Source organism: Cryobacterium sp. TMT1-3 (assembly GCF_004402315.1).
Classification (GTDB): Bacteria; Actinomycetota; Actinomycetes; order Actinomycetales; family Microbacteriaceae; genus Cryobacterium; species Cryobacterium luteum.
Window position 1 is genome coordinate 448,208 of sequence record NZ_SOFW01000006.1, and the last position, 17,164, is coordinate 465,371.

The following is a 17,164-nucleotide window of genomic DNA, read 5'->3' on the forward strand; positions in this document are numbered from 1 at the left end:
ATGGCAAAGTCCTTGATCGAGTGGGCATCCGGTGAACACGACGACGCGTTCGGAGCAAGCTCGTTGGATGATCTTGACGGGCCGCTCACTGCGGAGCCGCCGCATCCGATCAATTGGAACCTGCTCAGCGCCGACGACGCCGAGGCCAAATGGATCGAACTCAACCGGTGGGTGAACTGGCTGCGGCGCACCTACGGGCTGCCAACATCCGTCGTACCGCCGTTCTGGCATCGACACCCCGAACTCGTCTGGGAACTCTCCGCGCTGCACCTGCACTGGCTCGGCGTCTACGACCCCGACCAACACGGCTCCGCCCCACTCGGCTGGCACCGTGACTTCGCGGATGCCCGCCAGCGCCTCCGCGACTGGGTCGCGATCTCAGGGACGCGGCTGGAGCGGGATCGGCCTACTCGGCAGACTCCGTGGCCCGGCGAGCCGCAGTCCGACGCCGTCGAAGACGTGGTCATCGGCGATCGCGATGAGGACTTCGTGCTGTTCGTCGTCGACGATGTCGTGCGTCGCCGCGATGCCGAGGCAGCGTTCAACTCTCGCGCTGAATCTCGTTGATATCGCCAAGCCTTGGCTCTTGCGAAGGGCGTAAATGGACCAACTGCGCTGTCCCAGTTGACGCACCTGAGCGCGACTGTTTAAAGGGCGGGGCAAACGCGACACCCTCGGGCTCGTGACCCGCAGAACCCTGTATCCGTGCGGACGTGCCCGCTCAGCGTCCGCCTTACGGGCGCACCTCCCTCTGGCGGGTGGAAGACGTAGATCATAGTGTGAGGCTATGGGCGAAGAGGCGATTGTCAGAGTGGTGTTATTCGTGGTCACGGTTGGCAGTGGCGTTCTGATGCTGTGGATCGCGCAGGCTGCAGCCAGCGGACGCCTCGGACGCAATCAGCTCGCTGGCTCGCTACGTTAACGCAGCAACACTCAGGAGCGGGAAACAACACAGAGATACTGGATGTGACCCAGCTGACCCGCACGGTGACAATGAATTGCACTCAGGGGGACGCAACCTTTCTGCGCCGCAGAGGGACTCGCGAACTACCGCTCCTGAGACGACCCGCAGACGCTGTTTCCCTCTCCATATATTTCGCTCCGGAATGATCGTTACCCCTCCTCCGAAGAGTTCATCAACTGGACCCGAGGTGCGGTTGACAGTTACCCAGATCGTCGACCTCTGGCGGTTTATGCGCCAACTCTGACGGGCATACTCATCAGTGGGGCACGATCCCGGTCGTTGAAAACCGGGAATTCGCGGCCCAAGAGCGCTGGCCGATCATGGTCGGCGGCATTGCCGAGGGGGAGCCACGGTGTGAATAACGCATAAATTCTCTCGGTATTCATGCCCGCTCTTTCGAGTATCCGATATACCCAGGAAGGCAATTCCGAATGTTCCAGCAAAAACAACGTGGACGCTCCGGCCACATTGCCTCTTCGCACAACACCACCCTGAAACGCCGTGCACGGTATTCCATGGGAATCGGCGGTGCCCTTGGTGCCGTCCTTCTGACGGTGATCACGATCGCTCCGGCGAACGCAAGCGCGGGCGCAGCTGACGATGATGCTCTGAGTACGTCGATCAACGCCCCGCTCGCCGCAGCCCGGAACGCCGCAGGCGACAGTCTCGACCCAGCCGGCTTCTGGACCGAGGAGAAGCTTCAGAGCGCCATACCGCTCGACCTGTTGCCGGACACGACAGGCAGCGACCGGCGCAGCGAACCTCCCGCCGAAAGTGACGAGTCCTCGGACGAGGGAGTCACTCTGTCCGATCCCGTCGCACCGCTCCAGTCATCCGAGATCACGCCGTTCGCCGATCCAGTCGCCTCTACGGTGGGCCGCTTGTTCTTCAACACTCCGAACGGTCCCAGCTCGTGCACGGCTTCCACAATCAACAACGCCAATAAGAATTTGTTGATCACCGCTGGCCACTGCGTCCATCAAGGCGGCGGTGGCGCTTGGTACTCCAACTTCCTATTCGCCCCTTCGTACTACGATGGGCCCTCAGCTCAGGGCTATTGGAGTTGGAGTAACGCCCGAACCTTTAACTCCTGGATGGACAGTTCGGATTTCACCCACGATCAGGCGTTCATCGCCGTTTACCCGAACAACGGGACCCAGATCGTCGACGCGGTCGGCGGCAATGGTCTTGTCACTGGTGCCGGGCCGGTTCAGAGCAATGTGCGGGTATGGGGCTACCCGGCTGATCCTCCGTTCACCGGCGAGATTCCTTACTACTGTGACGGTAACACCACTGCGGTCGCGTTTAGTTCGGACGCAAGCTTCCCCTGCGGCATGAATGGTGGGGCGAGCGGTGGGCCCTGGTTGAAGGATCGTATCAACGTGAATCTGGGCTATACATGGGCGATCACATCGCGATGCGAGACAACGCCGGGGACTACGGACTGCGCGCTGACCAATCTGCGCTCCACGCCGAACACACGCGACGTTGTTACCATGTTCAACCTGATGTAGGGAGACGCAGTGTGCGGATGGAACTACGTGGACGCGATTGGCGACTGACATGACGAAAAGCATCATCGCATGCCTCGCGATTCTGGGCATCATGTTCTTGACCGCGTGCGGTGGGCGCGCGCCCAGTTCGACGCCTTCACCGACTGACGGTTCCGGCTCTCGAGAGATCACGGTGCCGACTGATGAACCGCCGACGAAGGAGTTCTGGACAGACGAGCGGCTCCGCAGCGCGACCCCGATGCCGATGCCGCCGGCCAAGTAGTTAACGCCTCGGGCGATGCCCAGCCTCACCGATAATGCGTGGGGGTGCGTTCTGAATATCTCAGAACCCCCGCTACCTTGTTTGTAACTTCGGATGGTGTGAGTATCTGAGGGAGTTGGCCTGTCGGGTCCGGCATGATTGTTGCCCCCAGTCGTTGATGATCCGGGGGGTGTTGTCACCGGACTCGATTGGCGTCGGGTGATCGCTGACAGGGCTCGACTAGGCGTAAAGCCGAGGTCGTTTGTAACGTGGATGCCGAGACTTGACGCCGTAGACCAGGCCACGAATGCAAGTGGATGGGAGCAGTCATGATCGAAAACTATGACAGCGTCGACGTGTTCGTCGGTGTCGACGTTGGCAACGTCGAGCACCACGCCGTCGCCCTGAATAGGACCGGCAAGGGTTCAATGTCGTCCTGGTGGATCAACCTCTGGGACCGCCACGCCGCAGTGATCTTCGACAAAAGCACCGGCCCCTTCCTCGACTGCGACCCCGCCGAGGGGCACCTTCATCGCCGCAAAGACAAGTTCCCAACGATCATTTTTTCGACAAAACCACCCGATAATGTGGAGCTTTAGGGGAACCTGACCGAGCTTGCCGGCCTGATGTGTCATAGAGGATCAGTTCCGCACGAGCAATCACGGTGTGGCATCGGCAGGTGCGAGCCTCAGAAGAACGCGACCTCGTAGCCCGGACATGGCATCGAGCAATTCAGCTGGATCCTCGCAATCAAAGATTCCATACTCAAGGCGGTCGAATGAGCTCTCCGGAGGCCGTACCGTGTCCCCAACGTCCGCCATGACATAGCTGCGCGTCAAACCGGTGACTGCGTTCCAGCCGGAGACGTCTATCTGCGCGACGACGCCCTCCCTGATGCCGATGACTGTCTTGGTCGAGAGCTACTGGCGGGAGATCAGCGGTGGTCTTACCGAGCACGGCATACCGATCCACCATTTCGTCCTCCACGCCGACCAAGCAACGCTCCGCGACCGCATACAAAACGACAAAGACCTCGGCCCCTCGACGTTCCGCTTCGCGTACTTGGAGCCATACGCCGAGGCAGCTCATACCTGGCTACACAAAGAAGCCGAGGTCATCGACACCACACACATCACAGCGGACCAAGCCGCGCAGCAGATCGCGGATTCAGTGCTTGATCACTGAGAACGCGGGACATCCGGCATCCTTGATGCCCGGTGAAGGATCGCTTACCCAACCTCGCGGGAGCCCCGAGTATGCCCTTCCTGCAAAGGTCCGCCGACGCTTTCGAGGACCTCATGCGCGATGCGGCAGAGCTCCTCAGATGATCGTGGAACTGACTCCGCCCACTGGACGAGGCTCTTCGCAGTCGGATCTTGGAGATTCCCGAGGCGTCGCACCAGCCATTTGCCGCTTCCAAGCCAGCTGTGGTTGGCGAAGAGCAGCAGCTCCCCAGCGCGCGTGTAGACGTCCGCGATGATGGCGAACTCCTCTCCGGGATCCGGGCGTCCCTGAAGATCATCGATGGCTGCCGTGAGCCCGTATCGCAGGTCGGCTTGCTGTGTCGCGCCGATCGGCTCCGGACCTGCGGCCATCACCCCTAGCGCACGGGCCTGCAGCAGCGACGTTGCGACGTTGTCAACCAGTGGGATGCCGCCAGCCCACATATCCAAGGCGACGGGCCGGCGCTGCTTCGCCTCCAAGGCGAACCACTCATCGATGCCCTCGGGGCCGTAGACAAACGATTCGACCAGCCAGCCGTCGTGTCTGAGCGTTTCTGCGAAGCTCGCCGGACGGTCGTCGTAGTAGACCACGATGTCGAGATCAGAAGTTCTGGTCCCGCGGCCGCGCGCGATGCTGCCGGCTAAAGCGGACGCTGCCGCCTCGGGGTGTACCTTCCTGACGAATGCTTGAGCCGATTTGAGGGCCCCGTCCAGTGCCGAAGTCATGCCTTGAGCATAGGGCGACACCAACGAGCGCCGCTGGGTCGAACCGTGAATGCGCCCGTTCACGGATCCCTGCGGACAATGCCCCGCAGGGGGTTCGGCTAACGGGTTGCCCAATGCCGAAGGCACTCCGATGGCGGGAATGCCCCCTGCGGGCGACTTTGCCCGTACCCTGAGCCGGTCGGTAGGCTACAAGCGAGGCCGCTGCTGGCTGATCGGGGGGTCAAATGTCGTTGTCGCTTCAGCCCGAAGGTGTGCAGGTGGCAGACGCGTTGCCGGTGCGTCCGGTCGTTGCGCGCATCCGGCGCCTAATTGTGCTCGCCATGTTCGCTGCGCTTGGGTACAGCGCCTTTACTGTGGCTAGCAAAGGTTACTGCCCAGGTGGCGTGAATGCTGATGGCACATTTATCGATGCAGCCGGAAACGTTACCGAGCTGTCGCCGAGCTGCATTAACCTAACGCTCCAACCGAGTGTCTTTATCTATATCGGGATCTTCGCGATCGTGATCGGAGCGCTTACCTTCGTACTCCGCCGGGCAAGCGATGTTCCCGCCGCGTTGCGTTACCTCAATCGCGGCGCTTTGACGGTCGTGGTCCTCGCTGTCGCATCGGTCGCGATTAGCCAGATTTGGTTTGCGATGATTCCCATTACCGATTGGAATGGCGCGGGCACATTCTTCTACCCGTTCCCATTTGGTTCAGTCGATCTCACTATCACTCCGATGCAGACTCAATAACTTTGAGAACGTGATGGGGCCAAGGGCATCGCTTGCCCCAGTTGAAGTGCACCCTGCCGCGTAGCACCCCCCTGCGCGCAACCTCAACCTCCGGGAAGCAAACTGAGTGAGGTTCGTCGACATGCTCCAGGCATATTCTCCGGCCGGCCAGGGGTCTCGCAACCCATCTGTCTCACATCGCCAGCGAAGTAAGACGACGCGAGTCCCGGAGTCCCGGAGTGCCGGGTGCCCGTAAGCCGTTCCCTTGCGGGCGGCCCGTATTTAGTGAATCTCGTGGTCCGGGTGGTGGGCGTCGTAGTCGGCTCGGGAACGTCCAATGGTTTCACGGTGGTCAAGTGACCAATCGGCGAGTTGTTTAACGAGGTGCGTCAGGCTGCTGCCCAGCGCCGTCAGCTCGTACGTGACTTGGGCGGGGACAGTGGGAAATACGGTGCGGGTGACGAGGCCGTCGCGTTCCAGTCTGCGTACGGTGAGGGTCAGCATTCGCTGGGATATTCCGTCAATGCCGCGTTGCAGTTCGCGGAACCGGCGAACGCCCGAGGCGAGTTCAACGATGACGAGCACGGACCATTTGTCACCTACCCGGGTCAGTACGTCACGGATTCCGCAGTCCGGATGCTCATCGAGGCCACAGGGATCAAGGGAGGCGATTACCTGAATGTGACTGTCTGACACGAAAGTGCCTCCTTGTGCAGGGCGGGGAAGTTGCCGAAAATGAGTCTAGTTACTGATTAGAACCACCGAGGGGACGCACATATGATTTTGGTTACCGGAGCATCCGGACAGCTCGGCCACGCCATTGTCGAACGGCTAGTCGAGGCCGGCCGCCCAGTGGTTGCGGGCACACGGCGACCGGTTGCCGGAAGCACTCAACGGCACATTGATTTCGATGAACCCGTTTCTCTGGATTTCACCGGTTTCGCTACGGTCGTCATGGTCTCCGCTGGTTATGCCGAGGATGACGTGGTGATTGCGCGGCATGAGAATGTCGTGGCGGCCGCGGAACGCGATGGCGTGGAGCACCTGATCTACACCAGCGTTGCCACGGACGGAGATCACCTGGGCTTCTCCGTCGCTCATCGCTGGACCGAGCGCCGCATACAAGGCAGCACGCTGCGCTGGACGATTCTGCGCAATGGGCTCTACGCTGAGCTCTTCGGATCGCTGCTCGCGCCCAGCGAGGGCGTGATCACGGCACCATTTGGTTTTGGTGCCGTAGCTGTGGTGACCCGCGCTGACTTGGCGGAGGCAGCGGCTAACGTGGCATCCGAACCGGACCGCCACATCAATCGTGTGTATGACCTGGTTGGGGCGCGCGCCATCACGGCCGACCAGATCGCCAGGGTGGCCGGTCTCGTCTACCAGCCAGCTTCTCTCGGCAGTCACCGCGCTGCCCTGGACGAGAGCGGCCTGCTGCCCTTCCAGCCAGCAATGCTCCTATCGATCTACTCAAGCGTGGCACACGGGATTCTGTCCCGCACGACCACTGACCTCGGCGACCTCCTTGGCCGAAGCCCGAGCGACCCCGAACTTACCGTCATACGCAGGATGGAACAGCCCGCTACTGTCTGACGCTACTGCGTCCCGCAGGGGGTTCCCCAAACGGAACGGATGAAAGTCGCCGATCGACCGTTTGCGTGTCCCCCTCGGCGTCCGGCTTGCGGGGCGGCTTGGAGATGGCGAAATGAAGCACCACAGTTTGGCCAGTGCAACTGTTCTGGAGGGTAGCGCTCTTTCTAGTTTCCGTCACAGATGCTGGGTGGCATTTGTCGCCGTGATCACGCAGCCATCAAGCCATTGATAGACGCTGGCCCGTTTTGCGGCGACCCACGATTTATCGTTCGACTATTCTCGCACTATGCTCGTGCGAGAATAGTCGAACGATATGAGGTGGGCCAGATGGCAGCAGCACGCGTGTACAAGCATCCAGAGACTGGGGACATCGCGATCCCGAGAGTGATGTTCGCGTTGAGTGAGCCCCTGCGTTTGTCGATGGTGCAGCTGCTCTCGGAGCGGGGTGAAGTTGACAGTATCGAGCTTGGGCCGGACCTTCCGAGGTCAACGCTCACACACCATACAAGCCTGCTGCGCGAATCCGGTGTCGTGTTCGTCCGCGCAGAGGGTCGTAAATGCATGATCCAGCTGCGTCGCGACGACCTCGAAACTCGCTTCCCAGGACTTCTCGACACCGTGCTTTACGGTTACCAGGAATCAAATCCAGGGATGGCCGAGGCATGATTCGCAAGGTATGGCCATTGGTGGCCGCCGCCATTGCTCTGGGGATTGATGCCTATGTGCTTGCCGGGGTGCTGCCTTCGATCGCAGACTCGCTGACCACGACGGTGGCCGCTGTCGGGCTCGGGGTGACCGCATTCACCGGCGCATATGCGCTGGCTGGCCCCATGATGTCGGGGAGACTCAGCCGCGGACACACCGCACGTGCACTGCTCATTGCGCTGGGCGTTTTCAACCTCGGTAACCTCATCACTGTGGTCGCGCCTGGAATCGAGGTCTTCCTCGCTTCCAGGCTGATTGCGGGTGCCGGCGCGGGCGTACTCACTGCGGTGGCGATGGTAACCGCGGCCGCGATGGTCACCAAGCCCGAGCGGGGCCGGGCCACGGCGATGGTGACGTTCGGTCTGTCTGCCGGGACTGTTATCGGCGTGCCGGTCGGGATGCTCATCGGCGATCTTTTGAATTGGCGATGGACGATGGGGCTGGTCGTCGTCGTTGGTGTGCTCGGTATGCTCGCACTCGCTGCCCGCGCTCGAACGTTGCCCTCGTTGCCGAAATCGATAGGCCCGGCAATTGGAGTGTTCCGGTCCGCGAGAACTTGCGTTGGGGTGTTGATCGCATTCCTACTCGGCGTTGCCAGCCTGGGCTTGTACACGTATGTGCTGCCGATGGCAGAAACCCAGGGCCTCGAAGGGTGGGGCTTCGCACTCGTGTGGGCCTGGGGCATTGGAGGCGTCACTGGCTCTGCACTGATTGGCAGACCACTGGACACTTATGGGCCACGAGTCCTGTTGATCGTGCTGCCGGGAGTCCTCCTGACCAGTTTCGTTGCGATGTGGGTGTCCGATTCCCCCGCAGTCTGGCTAATCGCAGCAGCATTGTGGGGCGCGGCAGGCTGGGCAAGCGTGCCTACCGTGCAGCAAGCCCTCGTCGGGGATCGACCCGAGCAGGCGATGCCAATCATCGCGTTCCAGATGGCGGCAATGTATCTCGGTTCCGCCGTCGGCGCTGCTGCTGGAAGTAGCCTGTTACTCACAGGGACCAGAGCCACCGAACTCATTGTTTGGGCCTTGATCCCTGCAGGACTGGCGGTCGTCCTCGCAGCCTGGTTCAGTATCAGCGCGCTCCGCCGGCAACCTGAACCTCGTGCCACCGTGGCGGCGTGACACGCCAACCAATCCGTTGCCAACCTCGGCGGTAAAACGTCCTCCGCTAGCATCCATCCTGCCGCCAGGAGTGAAGCTGGGCAAGCGCCCGCCGTTCCTGGATCCCACGGTCTCGAGCTGATAAAAATGTGTCCCGGTCAAGGTTCCCAAGTGACACAGCATCGGCACGCGTGGTCGCCCGGTGAATCGGCCCCGATTCTGTCCTGGCCGTCCCACTTGCGGGCAGCGATGCCACCATTCTGCGGCGAAAGTACACCTCCACTCTCCAGCCACATCTATAGGGGTGGCTTTTGGTGCCGTTTTGGGAGGCGTTCTGTGTTCGCTAAACGGCGCATCAGTGGGACGCGACCTTGGTCAGCACGATCCGAGCGGCCCTGTTAGGCGGAGGCGTCGGCGCCAGCCGCAATCTTCCTCAGCGCCCGGATGTGGTCGTCGAAGACACCCCTGCCAACGTCCGTGAGTCGAAGCCATGTCAGTCGTCGCGCGTCGGCCCGTGCCTCCGAGGCGATCTTTTTCGAAGTCACGAAACCCGCCGTCGCAAGTACCTTGAGGTGCTTCGACAGAGCGGCATCGCTGATGCCAAGGGTGTCTCTGAGTACGGCGAAGTCGAGTTCATCGACGGCGCGCAGCAGACCGCAGATGCGCAGTCGTATCGGTTCATGAACGAGTTCGTTGAAAGAGCCTTCAGGCGACATCGCGTACACGCTCCCGCATAGCCGAGGCACCGAGTAAGGCTAGACCTGTCGCGGCCAGGAACCCGGCGATCGCGGAGGCGACGATCCACAAGGGGAGCCCGCTGGCGGCAAGTCCGAGCGAGACGCTGAAAAAGAACAGTGTGGTCAATATGGCGATTCCGAATAGCACACCTTCGAGTACCCGGAAGCGGAGGAGCTTGATGCCTGTCACCCACTGGTAGCCGAGAACCAGCAGGACGCCAGTCATAACGATAGATGTAAGTACAAACCCACGGTTGAACGTCTCTGGCAGCACCGGTGTCGAGATGAAGACCGCTGCTAACGCGCCGAATGCAGGGGCGAACCACTTCGGCTCCTTGAGGCGCTCGATAAGGCCCGCGCGGTCAGACTCAAGGTCACCCAAGAGAACCGCGGCGTCACTTTGCTGATTAGATCGGCCGTATGACAAGTTGTTTTCCATGAGGGCAAGTCTCTTGGTTGCTTTCTTCACGAGCAAGTCAAATGTTCCCGCTCAGGGTTCCCCACTAGGAGCCTCTGGCGGGGGTGCTCCCAGGTCACCGCGAGCGGAACACGATTCGCGGAAATCAAGCTCTCGACAGCCCCCGTCCTCCGGCGTCGGTTTCACCGGGCTTCGCACCGCCCGCACCGCAGCAATCGGCGCAGGGCTTTATTTGGTTTGGCCGTCGTGCGCTCGGCCACCGCACCACCGCCGTCTAGAAGTCAGTCACTTTCTTGGCAGGCCACGCGCACCTTGCGGGAATACGATCTCTCTATCGGGCTTCCCGTCACGTCGGCAGCCCGCGACGCACCGCCTCACAGCAGCGTCGAAGCATCGCTGCACCACAGATTGACACCGCTGCGATGCGGCGGCTAATCGTTAAATTGTGACCCCGACGACACCGTTTCTCATCCAGCTAAAGCACACAGGGAGCATCAATGGGCACTGACGACCAGACCAACACATGCAGTTTCCACATGAGCGGTGCGCTGCCAGCAGGTGGCGACCACCTCGGTGGCACCTTCGGTCAGTCGCCGACCCTGGACAGTTGGTACCCGCAGCGTCTCCGGGTTGAGCTTCTCCACCGGAACGGCGTAGACGCCGACCCGCTCGGCGCGGACTTCGACTACGCGGCGGCTTTCGCCACGATCGACCTCATGACGCTCAAGTCGGACATCAAGCGACTGCTCACCACATCGGTCGACTGGTGGCCGGCGGATTACGGCAACTACGGTCCACAGATGATCCGAATGGCGTGGCATGCCGCCGGCACGTACCGAATTGCCGACGGCCGTGGCGGAGCGGGCACCGCGATGCAGCGGTTCGCACCAATCGGAAGCTGGTGGGACAACGGCAACACCGACAAATCACGACGACTCCTACAACCGATCAAGCACCAGTACGGCAACGCTCTGTCGTGGGCCGACCTGATGGTCTTGACCGGCAACTGCTCCCTCGAGTTGATGGGCCTTCCGACGTACGGCTTCGGTGGTGGACGACTCGATGCGTGGGAACCGGACGACGGCACCTGGTGGGGCCCGGAGGTCTGGAACCCGCACGCGGTCGCGAGCCCTGACGAGATGGTGAGCCGCGACGAACGCTGGCATGGTCAGAACGGCGACGCCGGCTACGACTTGCAGAGCCCCCTGGCCGCGTCGCACCAGGCGCTCATCTACGTCAACCCTGAGGGGCCCTATTCGAACGGCGACCCGCTGGGCTCAGCACGCGACATTCGCATCACGTTCACGCGGATGGCGATGAACGACGAGGAAACGGTGGCATTGATCGCCGGTGGCCACGCGTTCGGTAAGAGCCACGGCCAGGTACCCGCATCCGACATCGGACCATCACCCGAGAAAGCCCCGATCGAGTCGATGGGGCTCGGTTGGCACAACCCGGTGGGTACCGGCAGTGCTGAGCACACTTCGACCAACGGCATCGAGGGCAGCTGGACTCCGAACCCGACACAGTGGGACAACACCTACCTCGAGAACCTGTTCGCGTACGACTACGAGCAGACGAAAAGCCCGGCCGGTGCGCTGCAGTGGACACCGACTGACTCGGAGGCGCCGAAGACTCCGGACGCCCACGTACCCGGTCAGATGAACCCGCTCATGATGATGACCTCGGACATCGCACTCAAGGTCGACCCGGAGTATCGGGCCATATGCGAGCGTTTCTTGGCCGACTTTGATCTGTTCACCCTCGCGTTCTCGAAGGCCTGGTACAAGCTCACGCACCGCGACATGGGGCCGAAGCACCGGTACCTCGGCCCGGAGGTCACCATCGCCGACGACCTGCTCTGGCAGGACCCGCTCCCGGACGCAGCAGGATACTCACTCGACGAGGCCGACGTGGCAGCGCTCAAGGAAGCCGTCCTCGCGACCGGGCTGTCCGTGTCCGACCTCGTTTACACGGCGTTCTCCGCCGCCTCGACCTACCGCGACAGCGACAAGCGCGGAGGGGCGAACGGTGCCCGCCTGGCCTTGTCGCCGCAGAAAGACTGGGCGGTCAACCGGCGCACCGTCCCAGTCATCGACGCGCTGCGGAACGTGCAGGCGGCTTTCACGGCGACGTCGGGCGGACGGGAGGTGTCTCTCGCCGACCTCATCGTCCTCGCCGGCAGCGCTGCCGTGGAGCAGGCGGCACGGGCGGCAGGATCTGACGCCAGCGTGCCGTTTACGCCAGGCCGTGTCGACACGACGCAGGAGTTGACCGACATCGAGATGTTCGAGTGGCTGCGACCCATTGCGGACGGGTTCCGCAACTTCGTGTCCGAGCGCTTCGAAGAGTTTGCTCCGGGCGTCGCGCCCGAGGCGGCATTCCTCGACAAGGCGAACCTGTTCACTCTCACCGCACCGGAGTGGACCGTCCTGCACGCCGGGCTCCGCGTGCTCGGCAGCAACTGGGACGGGTCCGACGTGGGTGTGCTCACGGATCACGTCGGAGCCCTGACGACCGACTTCCTCGTGAATCTGACCGACACCGACCTCATCTGGACGAAGGACGACGAGACCGCGATGACCTTCACTGGTCGGGTTCAGGCGACCGGCGAGGCTCGCTGGAGGGCCTCCCGGAATGACCTGGTATTCGGCTCGAACGCGCAGCTGCGGTCGATCGCCGATGCCTACGCGGGCAGCGACGGGCAAGAGCGGTTCGTCCGCGCATTCATCCGCGTCTGGTCGAAGGTCATGATGCTCGATCGCTACGACGTCAATGGCCACAAGCGTTACGGGGCGATGGCCGCCTGACCCCGGAGGGCGCGTCCGGGCGAGCTGACGGCGTGGAGGCACGGCGCGGTCACGCGCTGAGCCTCCAAGCCGTCGGGGCCTTGACCGAACGACGCTGGAGGCCGCGAGCCGAACGTTGCACGGATTGATCAGGCTGGGGACGGCCAAGGAACATCCTCGGGCAGCACGTGGTCGACCACACTCGCACCTCGACGGCCTGCGAGGGTGGACGGGCCGCTATGCCCTGGAAGCCGTTGCCCCCACTCGTAGAGACGCCGGCCGGATTTGCTTTGGCCTCGGGTCGCGAGAGGGTGCCGCTGATGTTCTCTGTGGCGGCTCGTAAGGCCTGAGCCTTCCGGGGTCATGTCCCGCTGAGGAATGCGCGTGACCGGTAGAGGTCCGATTTGCGGGACTGCGTGGACGTGTCAGCGACGGTTGAAATCTAGTCCAGAATCGACGGTTTAAAACTGGGTCACCCAAGCACGATAGATGGGTGATCACAGTGGAAGATTGGGCTTTGGTTCGTCGCCTTCACTTGAGCGAGGGCGTATCGCAACGTGAGATAGCGCGGCAGCTCGGCATCGCGCGCGACACGGTCGCCCGAGCGATCGCGTCAGATAGACCTCCGAAATACGAGCGGCCCGGCCGGCCGTCGGGGATGCGAGATCTGGAGCCGCGATTGCGGCAACTGCTCGCCGAGTATCCCAAGATGCCCGCGACAGTGGTAGCCGAACGGGTGAAATGGACGGGGTCTATTACCTGGCTGCGCGAGACGGTTGCCCGACTGCGGCCAGAGTATGCGCCCGCCGATCCCGCCGACCGGCTGCACTACCGCGCCGGGGACCAAACGCAATGTGATCTGTGGTTCCCGCCGGTGAAGATTCCCCTCGGTGCTGACCAGGTCGGTTCCCCGCCGGTGCTGGTGATGGTGGCCGGGTTCTCCCGCACCATCTGTGCCGTGATGTTGCCGTCTCGGACAACACCAGATCTGTTAGCGGGAATGTGGCATCTGCTTCGCACCCAACTCCTCGCGGTCCCGCGACGGCTGATTTGGGACAACGAAGCGGGCATCGGCCGCGGTAACCATTTCGTTGCTGGAGTCAGCGCCTTCGTGGGAATGCTGGCCACCAAGATCGTGCAGCTGAAACCCTTCGATCCCGAATCGAAAGGCATCGTGGAACGAGCCAATCAGTATCTGGAAACATCCTTCCTGCCCGGACGCACCTTTTCCTCCCCGGAGGACTTCAACGGGCAACTGGCTCACTGGTTGTCGTCGAAGGCCAACCACCGGACCGTTCGCAGCCTCGGGTGCAAACCCGTGGATCTGATCGACCAGGATCGCGCCGCGATGCTCCCGCTTCCGCCGGTGGCTCCGGTGGTGGGATTCTCCTCGAGGGTGCGGCTGCCGCGAGATTATTACGTCCGCGTCGCCGGCAACGACTACTCCGTCGATCCGACCGGCATCGGCCGGATGGTCGACGTGTCCGCCGACCTCGCCCAGGTCATCGTGAAGCTCGACGACAAGATCGTGGCCTGTCACCAGCGGGTTTGGTCCACCGCGCAAACCATCACCGACCCCACTCACGTCACCCAAGCAACACGCCTGCGGCACGCATTCCAACACCCCGCAGCTGCCACCACGACCGAGTCGGACCTGCACCGGGATTTAGCGGACTACGACACCGCGTTCGGTGTCGACTTCGACACCACGAACGTGAGCGACGAGGAGGTCGCGTGATGGGGAACCAGACCGGCAGTGAGATCGAATACTTGGCCCGCGCGTTGAAAGCACCGCGCATTCGCGACTCGGCGACCCGGTTGGCCGATCAAGCCAGAGAAGCGTCGTGGTCCCATGAAGAATATCTCGCCGCGGTTCTCTCCCGGGAGGTCTCAGCGCGGGAAGCGTCGGGGGCAGAGATCCGCATCCGCGCAGCCGGGTTCCCGGCCCGCAAGTCGATCGAAGATTTCAGCTTCGATCACCAACCGTCACTGCGCCGTGACACGATTGCGCACTTGGCCACCGGAGCGTTTTTAGCCGAAGCTAAGAACGTGGTGTTGCTCGGGCCGCCCGGCACAGGGAAAACGCATCTCGCGATCGGATTAGGCATCAAGGCCGCCCACGCCGGCCACCGGGTGCTATTCGCGACTGCCGTCGATTGGGTGGCTCGGCTGCAAACAGCTCACCAGCAGGGCCGGCTCGCCCTAGAACTCGTCAAGCTCCGCCGTTACGGGCTCATCGTCGTCGACGAGGTCGGCTACATTCCTTTCGAACAAGACGCCGCGAACTTGTTCTTCCAACTCGTCTCCAGTCGCTACGAACACGCATCACTGATCCTGACCAGCAATCTCGCGTTCGCTCGCTGGGGCGACGTCTTCGGAGACCAAATCGTGGCCGCAGCCATGATCGACCGAATCGTCCACCACGCCGACGTCCTCACCCTGAAAGGCGCCAGCTATCGACTCCAGTACACCGGAATCGAATCCCTACCTTCAGTCCGAGCCCAGAACGCGGCACAATAAACAAGACAACAGTGGCAGGGTTTTCCACCGTCGTATTTGGCCTACTTCTTCACCGTCGCTGACAGGACGTTCTTGGCACCGCAGTGCAACGGCAGTCGGCTGATGGGCGGCAGCGGCCCGGTCGGTGACCCGATACCTTCGGAATATGTATTCATACAATTTTTATGGTGTCGCAGTCATGGGTGGGACGATTGTGGCATTGATCCTGGGTCTGGTGCTCCTGGTTTTGCTCTGCCGACTAATCCTCGTTGCAACACAAGCGCTCCGGACGTACAAGCGCACACAAGAGCTTCACCTCGACCTGCTTCTAGCCGACCGCGACGACGAATCCAAAGAGGAGTAGCCGAGCATCGCGGCGGTCAACTGCTCGGGCTTCTCTCGACGAGGCCTGACCCGGAACGTGCCCGATGAGCGTTCGGCTTGCGGGCACACGTAAGGGGCGACGACGCTAGCGCTTGCCGTCCCGACCTGCGGTTCTGCACAAGTTCGCGGCATCGTCTCATCGAAGTGGTCGTGACTCGTGGTGAGCTCTTATGGACTCGATAGGCTAATCCGTAAGGGGCCTCAAAATGGGAACAGAAACTGTCGGCGATCGTCGCCTCGCAAGTCGGCCCGGCGGCAAGCGACGCCTTCTCGTTGCTCAGCCATGCGGCCGCTCCGCTCGTCGACACCGAATGCTTCACGACTGGGACCCGATCGGTGTGTACGGGGGCGACGATCCGAACCCTTCACCCGACGAGTACGACGATTTGGTGTCGCCAATCTTGACCGCCCTTCGTGCTAATCCCGATCCGACATCGCTTGCAAGGCAACTGCGCGAGGTTCTTTCATCTGATCGGCGCCGACTGATGGGCCTGCGCCTCCTCTGGACAAGTCACTCCGACTGCAGCCCGGATTATTACTTGGAACCACGACGTCGCCTTTGAAGGCTCCATTCCGCGCGACGGGCTGGCCTCAGCCGATCTGTTCGGCCAGCGCGACAATGATGCCCGCGGGGCCACGGAGGTAAAAGACCCGGAAGCTGGTCTCGTACTGCGCCACTTCGCTCGGAGCACCACCCGGGAACGAACGAGCCATACTCGAGGCCGCTATGCGTTGAGCCTCCTCGTGCGATCCACCCTGGGTAACCAAACCGGCGTATTCGATGCAGCTGCGGTCCAACCACGACGGAAACTCGCTAGTGAGGATTCGCCGAAGGGTGACAGTCATCTCTCAATTCTTCCAAACAAGAATCGGCATCAGCGCCAGCCGAAGATTGCCCGAATAGCGTTCCCCCCTACAAGCGCCCCGCGCCACGGCGGCCGAAGGGAGAGAGGTGCCCGATAGCGTGGTGCGGCCTCGCGCTAAAGTGCAGGAATGGGGAATCGTATTTCAATGTGGGTGGGGCCGGTCATCGTGGGTGTGTATGCGTCGGTGATGGTATTGACGATTGCCGTGTGGGATCCAGAAGCCGCTGTCCCGGGGCTCCGGTATCAGCAGATCGTTGCGGGACTTGGTGACGCGGGAGTGGACGTCGTTGGTTCCGTGATTGGCTTGATTGTGTGGGGTTCCGTTGGCCTCGTGCTGGCCCTGGTCCTGAGCATCCTCGGACTTACTGGGCGCGTCGGACGCGTTCCCGTAATTCTGGGGCATCTTTTGCTGATTGCCGGCGGGGCCCCGGCCTACTTCTTGGGCTCGTTTTCGCTTGGTATAGACGTCGCGGACACGTTCGCCGTGTCGGGTGGCGTCCATGTACCCACAGGCGCCACCCTTTACACCGTGAGCGGGGTCGCTTTACTCATCCTCGCCGTTGTCGGTATCCGCAGGGCAGCGAATCGCCAGCCGGCGCTGGTGTGAGTCGGGTCTGCACGGAGCTGGCAGCATCCCGAAGCTGCACTAGTGTTCTGCCGTCTCGTCCGCACTGGCAGAAGGGCAACGG

At 62.1% G+C, this 17,164-nt stretch carries 19 protein-coding genes; 13 read left to right on the forward strand and 6 right to left on the reverse strand.

Translation table 11 applies throughout. From position 1 onward, the window contains the following. From E3O25_RS02655 to E3O25_RS17830, 4 genes are all read left to right on the forward strand, one after another. Entirely contained in the window at positions 1–567 is a 567-nt protein-coding gene (locus E3O25_RS02655) for a hypothetical protein (RefSeq protein ID WP_092110908.1), read from the forward strand. A gap of 828 nt (positions 568–1,395) precedes the next feature. Beyond that, positions 1,396–2,478 carry a serine protease gene (locus E3O25_RS02660; protein ID WP_134360371.1) on the forward strand — a complete coding sequence of 361 codons (1,083 nt, stop codon included), beginning with the start codon at positions 1,396–1,398 and terminating at the stop codon, positions 2,476–2,478. Between the two features lie 49 nt (positions 2,479–2,527). Next, positions 2,528–2,740, forward strand: coding sequence for a hypothetical protein (locus E3O25_RS02665; protein WP_092110912.1), 213 nt, complete (start codon positions 2,528–2,530; stop codon positions 2,738–2,740). A gap of 296 nt (positions 2,741–3,036) precedes the next feature. Then, positions 3,037–3,318 carry a DUF4913 domain-containing protein gene (locus tag E3O25_RS17830; protein WP_370448706.1) on the forward strand — a complete coding sequence of 94 codons (282 nt, stop codon included), beginning with the start codon at positions 3,037–3,039 and terminating at the stop codon, positions 3,316–3,318. Between the two features lie 60 nt (positions 3,319–3,378). Here E3O25_RS17830 and E3O25_RS17835 read toward each other — a convergent pair whose 3' ends face one another. Beyond that, entirely contained in the window at positions 3,379–3,558 is a 180-nt protein-coding gene (locus E3O25_RS17835) for a hypothetical protein (protein WP_370448707.1), read from the reverse strand. 4 nt (positions 3,559–3,562) lie between these two features. Between E3O25_RS17835 and E3O25_RS02675 the strand changes: the two genes are divergently transcribed. After that, a complete protein-coding gene (locus E3O25_RS02675) occupies positions 3,563–3,904 on the forward strand; it encodes a hypothetical protein (RefSeq protein ID WP_241983747.1) in 342 nt (113 codons plus the stop codon). 44 nt (positions 3,905–3,948) lie between these two features. On the opposite strand, the gene E3O25_RS02680 is transcribed toward E3O25_RS02675, so the two are convergent. Beyond that, positions 3,949–4,668, reverse strand: a complete 720-nt coding sequence (locus E3O25_RS02680; RefSeq protein ID WP_134360372.1) for a nucleotidyltransferase domain-containing protein — start codon at positions 4,666–4,668, stop codon at positions 3,949–3,951. 257 nt (positions 4,669–4,925) lie between these two features. Here E3O25_RS02680 and E3O25_RS02685 point away from each other — a divergent pair, with 257 nt between their 5' ends. Next, positions 4,926–5,402 carry a hypothetical protein gene (locus E3O25_RS02685; protein ID WP_134360373.1) on the forward strand — a complete coding sequence of 159 codons (477 nt, stop codon included), beginning with the start codon at positions 4,926–4,928 and terminating at the stop codon, positions 5,400–5,402. A 261-nt stretch (positions 5,403–5,663) separates the two neighbouring features. Here the strand turns inward: E3O25_RS02685 and E3O25_RS02690 are convergent, their stop codons facing one another. After that, positions 5,664–6,077 (reverse strand): helix-turn-helix domain-containing protein, encoded by a 414-nt coding sequence (locus tag E3O25_RS02690; protein ID WP_134360374.1) that lies wholly within the window; start codon positions 6,075–6,077, stop codon positions 5,664–5,666. Positions 6,078–6,158: 81 nt separating this feature from the next. Here E3O25_RS02690 and E3O25_RS02695 point away from each other — a divergent pair, with 81 nt between their 5' ends. From E3O25_RS02695 to E3O25_RS02705, 3 genes are all read left to right on the forward strand, one after another. Then, a complete protein-coding gene (locus E3O25_RS02695) occupies positions 6,159–6,974 on the forward strand; it encodes an NmrA family NAD(P)-binding protein (RefSeq protein ID WP_134360375.1) in 816 nt (271 codons plus the stop codon). Between the two features lie 327 nt (positions 6,975–7,301). Then, complete coding sequence (locus E3O25_RS02700; protein ID WP_166805949.1) at positions 7,302–7,640, forward strand: helix-turn-helix transcriptional regulator; 339 nt, start codon at positions 7,302–7,304, stop codon at positions 7,638–7,640. After that, positions 7,637–8,803 (forward strand): MFS transporter, encoded by a 1,167-nt coding sequence (locus E3O25_RS02705; RefSeq protein ID WP_092108683.1) that lies wholly within the window; start codon positions 7,637–7,639, stop codon positions 8,801–8,803. Before E3O25_RS02700 ends, E3O25_RS02705 begins: the two co-directional genes overlap by 4 nt. A 377-nt stretch (positions 8,804–9,180) precedes the next feature. Here the strand turns inward: E3O25_RS02705 and E3O25_RS02710 are convergent, their stop codons facing one another. Both E3O25_RS02710 and E3O25_RS02715 read right to left on the reverse strand, forming a co-directional pair. Continuing rightward, complete coding sequence (locus E3O25_RS02710; protein WP_092108685.1) at positions 9,181–9,498, reverse strand: transcriptional regulator; 318 nt, start codon at positions 9,496–9,498, stop codon at positions 9,181–9,183. Then, positions 9,488–9,958: a hypothetical protein gene (locus E3O25_RS02715; RefSeq protein ID WP_134360376.1), complete on the reverse strand. Its 471-nt coding sequence runs from the start codon at positions 9,956–9,958 to the stop codon at positions 9,488–9,490. Before E3O25_RS02715 ends, E3O25_RS02710 begins: the two co-directional genes overlap by 11 nt. Positions 9,959–10,434: 476 nt before the next feature. Between E3O25_RS02715 and katG the strand changes: the two genes are divergently transcribed. From katG to istB, 3 genes are all read left to right on the forward strand, one after another. After that, the gene (gene katG, locus E3O25_RS02720; RefSeq protein WP_134360377.1) at positions 10,435–12,747 is read left to right on the forward strand and encodes a catalase/peroxidase HPI; all 2,313 of its coding nucleotides are present in this window, start codon (positions 10,435–10,437) and stop codon (positions 12,745–12,747) included. A gap of 472 nt (positions 12,748–13,219) precedes the next feature. Further along, entirely contained in the window at positions 13,220–14,464 is a 1,245-nt protein-coding gene (gene istA, locus E3O25_RS02725) for an IS21 family transposase (protein ID WP_134360378.1), read from the forward strand. Further along, positions 14,464–15,246: an IS21-like element helper ATPase IstB gene (gene istB / locus E3O25_RS02730; RefSeq protein ID WP_092108693.1), complete on the forward strand. Its 783-nt coding sequence runs from the start codon at positions 14,464–14,466 to the stop codon at positions 15,244–15,246. The genes istA and istB overlap by 1 nt, the downstream gene beginning before the upstream one ends. A 954-nt stretch (positions 15,247–16,200) precedes the next feature. Here istB and E3O25_RS17160 read toward each other — a convergent pair. Beyond that, positions 16,201–16,455 carry a hypothetical protein gene (locus E3O25_RS17160; RefSeq protein ID WP_092108695.1) on the reverse strand — a complete coding sequence of 85 codons (255 nt, stop codon included), beginning with the start codon at positions 16,453–16,455 and terminating at the stop codon, positions 16,201–16,203. Positions 16,456–16,602: 147 nt separating this feature from the next. Between E3O25_RS17160 and E3O25_RS02740 the strand changes: the two genes are divergently transcribed. Next, the gene (locus tag E3O25_RS02740; RefSeq protein WP_134360379.1) at positions 16,603–17,082 is read left to right on the forward strand and encodes a hypothetical protein; all 480 of its coding nucleotides are present in this window, start codon (positions 16,603–16,605) and stop codon (positions 17,080–17,082) included. Positions 17,083–17,164 lie beyond the last annotated feature (82 nt).

What these genes read in the sequence shown, in the direction of transcription:
- E3O25_RS02695 (WP_134360375.1), top strand. Translation starts at nt 6,159, where the DNA reads ATGATTTTGGTTACCGGAGCATCCGGACAGCTCGGCCACGCCATTGTC.
- E3O25_RS02710 (WP_092108685.1), bottom strand. Translation starts at nt 9,498, where the DNA reads ATGTCGCCTGAAGGCTCTTTCAACGAACTCGTTCATGAACCGATACGA.
- E3O25_RS02700 (WP_166805949.1), top strand. Translation starts at nt 7,302, where the DNA reads ATGGCAGCAGCACGCGTGTACAAGCATCCAGAGACTGGGGACATCGCG.
- E3O25_RS02660 (WP_134360371.1), top strand. Translation starts at nt 1,396, where the DNA reads ATGTTCCAGCAAAAACAACGTGGACGCTCCGGCCACATTGCCTCTTCG.
- E3O25_RS02665 (WP_092110912.1), top strand. Translation starts at nt 2,528, where the DNA reads ATGACGAAAAGCATCATCGCATGCCTCGCGATTCTGGGCATCATGTTC.
- E3O25_RS17160 (WP_092108695.1), bottom strand. Translation starts at nt 16,455, where the DNA reads ATGACTGTCACCCTTCGGCGAATCCTCACTAGCGAGTTTCCGTCGTGG.
- E3O25_RS02680 (WP_134360372.1), bottom strand. Translation starts at nt 4,668, where the DNA reads ATGACTTCGGCACTGGACGGGGCCCTCAAATCGGCTCAAGCATTCGTC.
- E3O25_RS02705 (WP_092108683.1), top strand. Translation starts at nt 7,637, where the DNA reads ATGATTCGCAAGGTATGGCCATTGGTGGCCGCCGCCATTGCTCTGGGG.
- istB (WP_092108693.1), top strand. Translation starts at nt 14,464, where the DNA reads ATGGGGAACCAGACCGGCAGTGAGATCGAATACTTGGCCCGCGCGTTG.
- E3O25_RS02740 (WP_134360379.1), top strand. Translation starts at nt 16,603, where the DNA reads ATGGGGAATCGTATTTCAATGTGGGTGGGGCCGGTCATCGTGGGTGTG.
- E3O25_RS02715 (WP_134360376.1), bottom strand. Translation starts at nt 9,958, where the DNA reads ATGGAAAACAACTTGTCATACGGCCGATCTAATCAGCAAAGTGACGCC.
- E3O25_RS02655 (WP_092110908.1), top strand. Translation starts at nt 1, where the DNA reads ATGGCAAAGTCCTTGATCGAGTGGGCATCCGGTGAACACGACGACGCG.
- katG (WP_134360377.1), top strand. Translation starts at nt 10,435, where the DNA reads ATGGGCACTGACGACCAGACCAACACATGCAGTTTCCACATGAGCGGT.
- E3O25_RS17830 (WP_370448706.1), top strand. Translation starts at nt 3,037, where the DNA reads ATGGGAGCAGTCATGATCGAAAACTATGACAGCGTCGACGTGTTCGTC.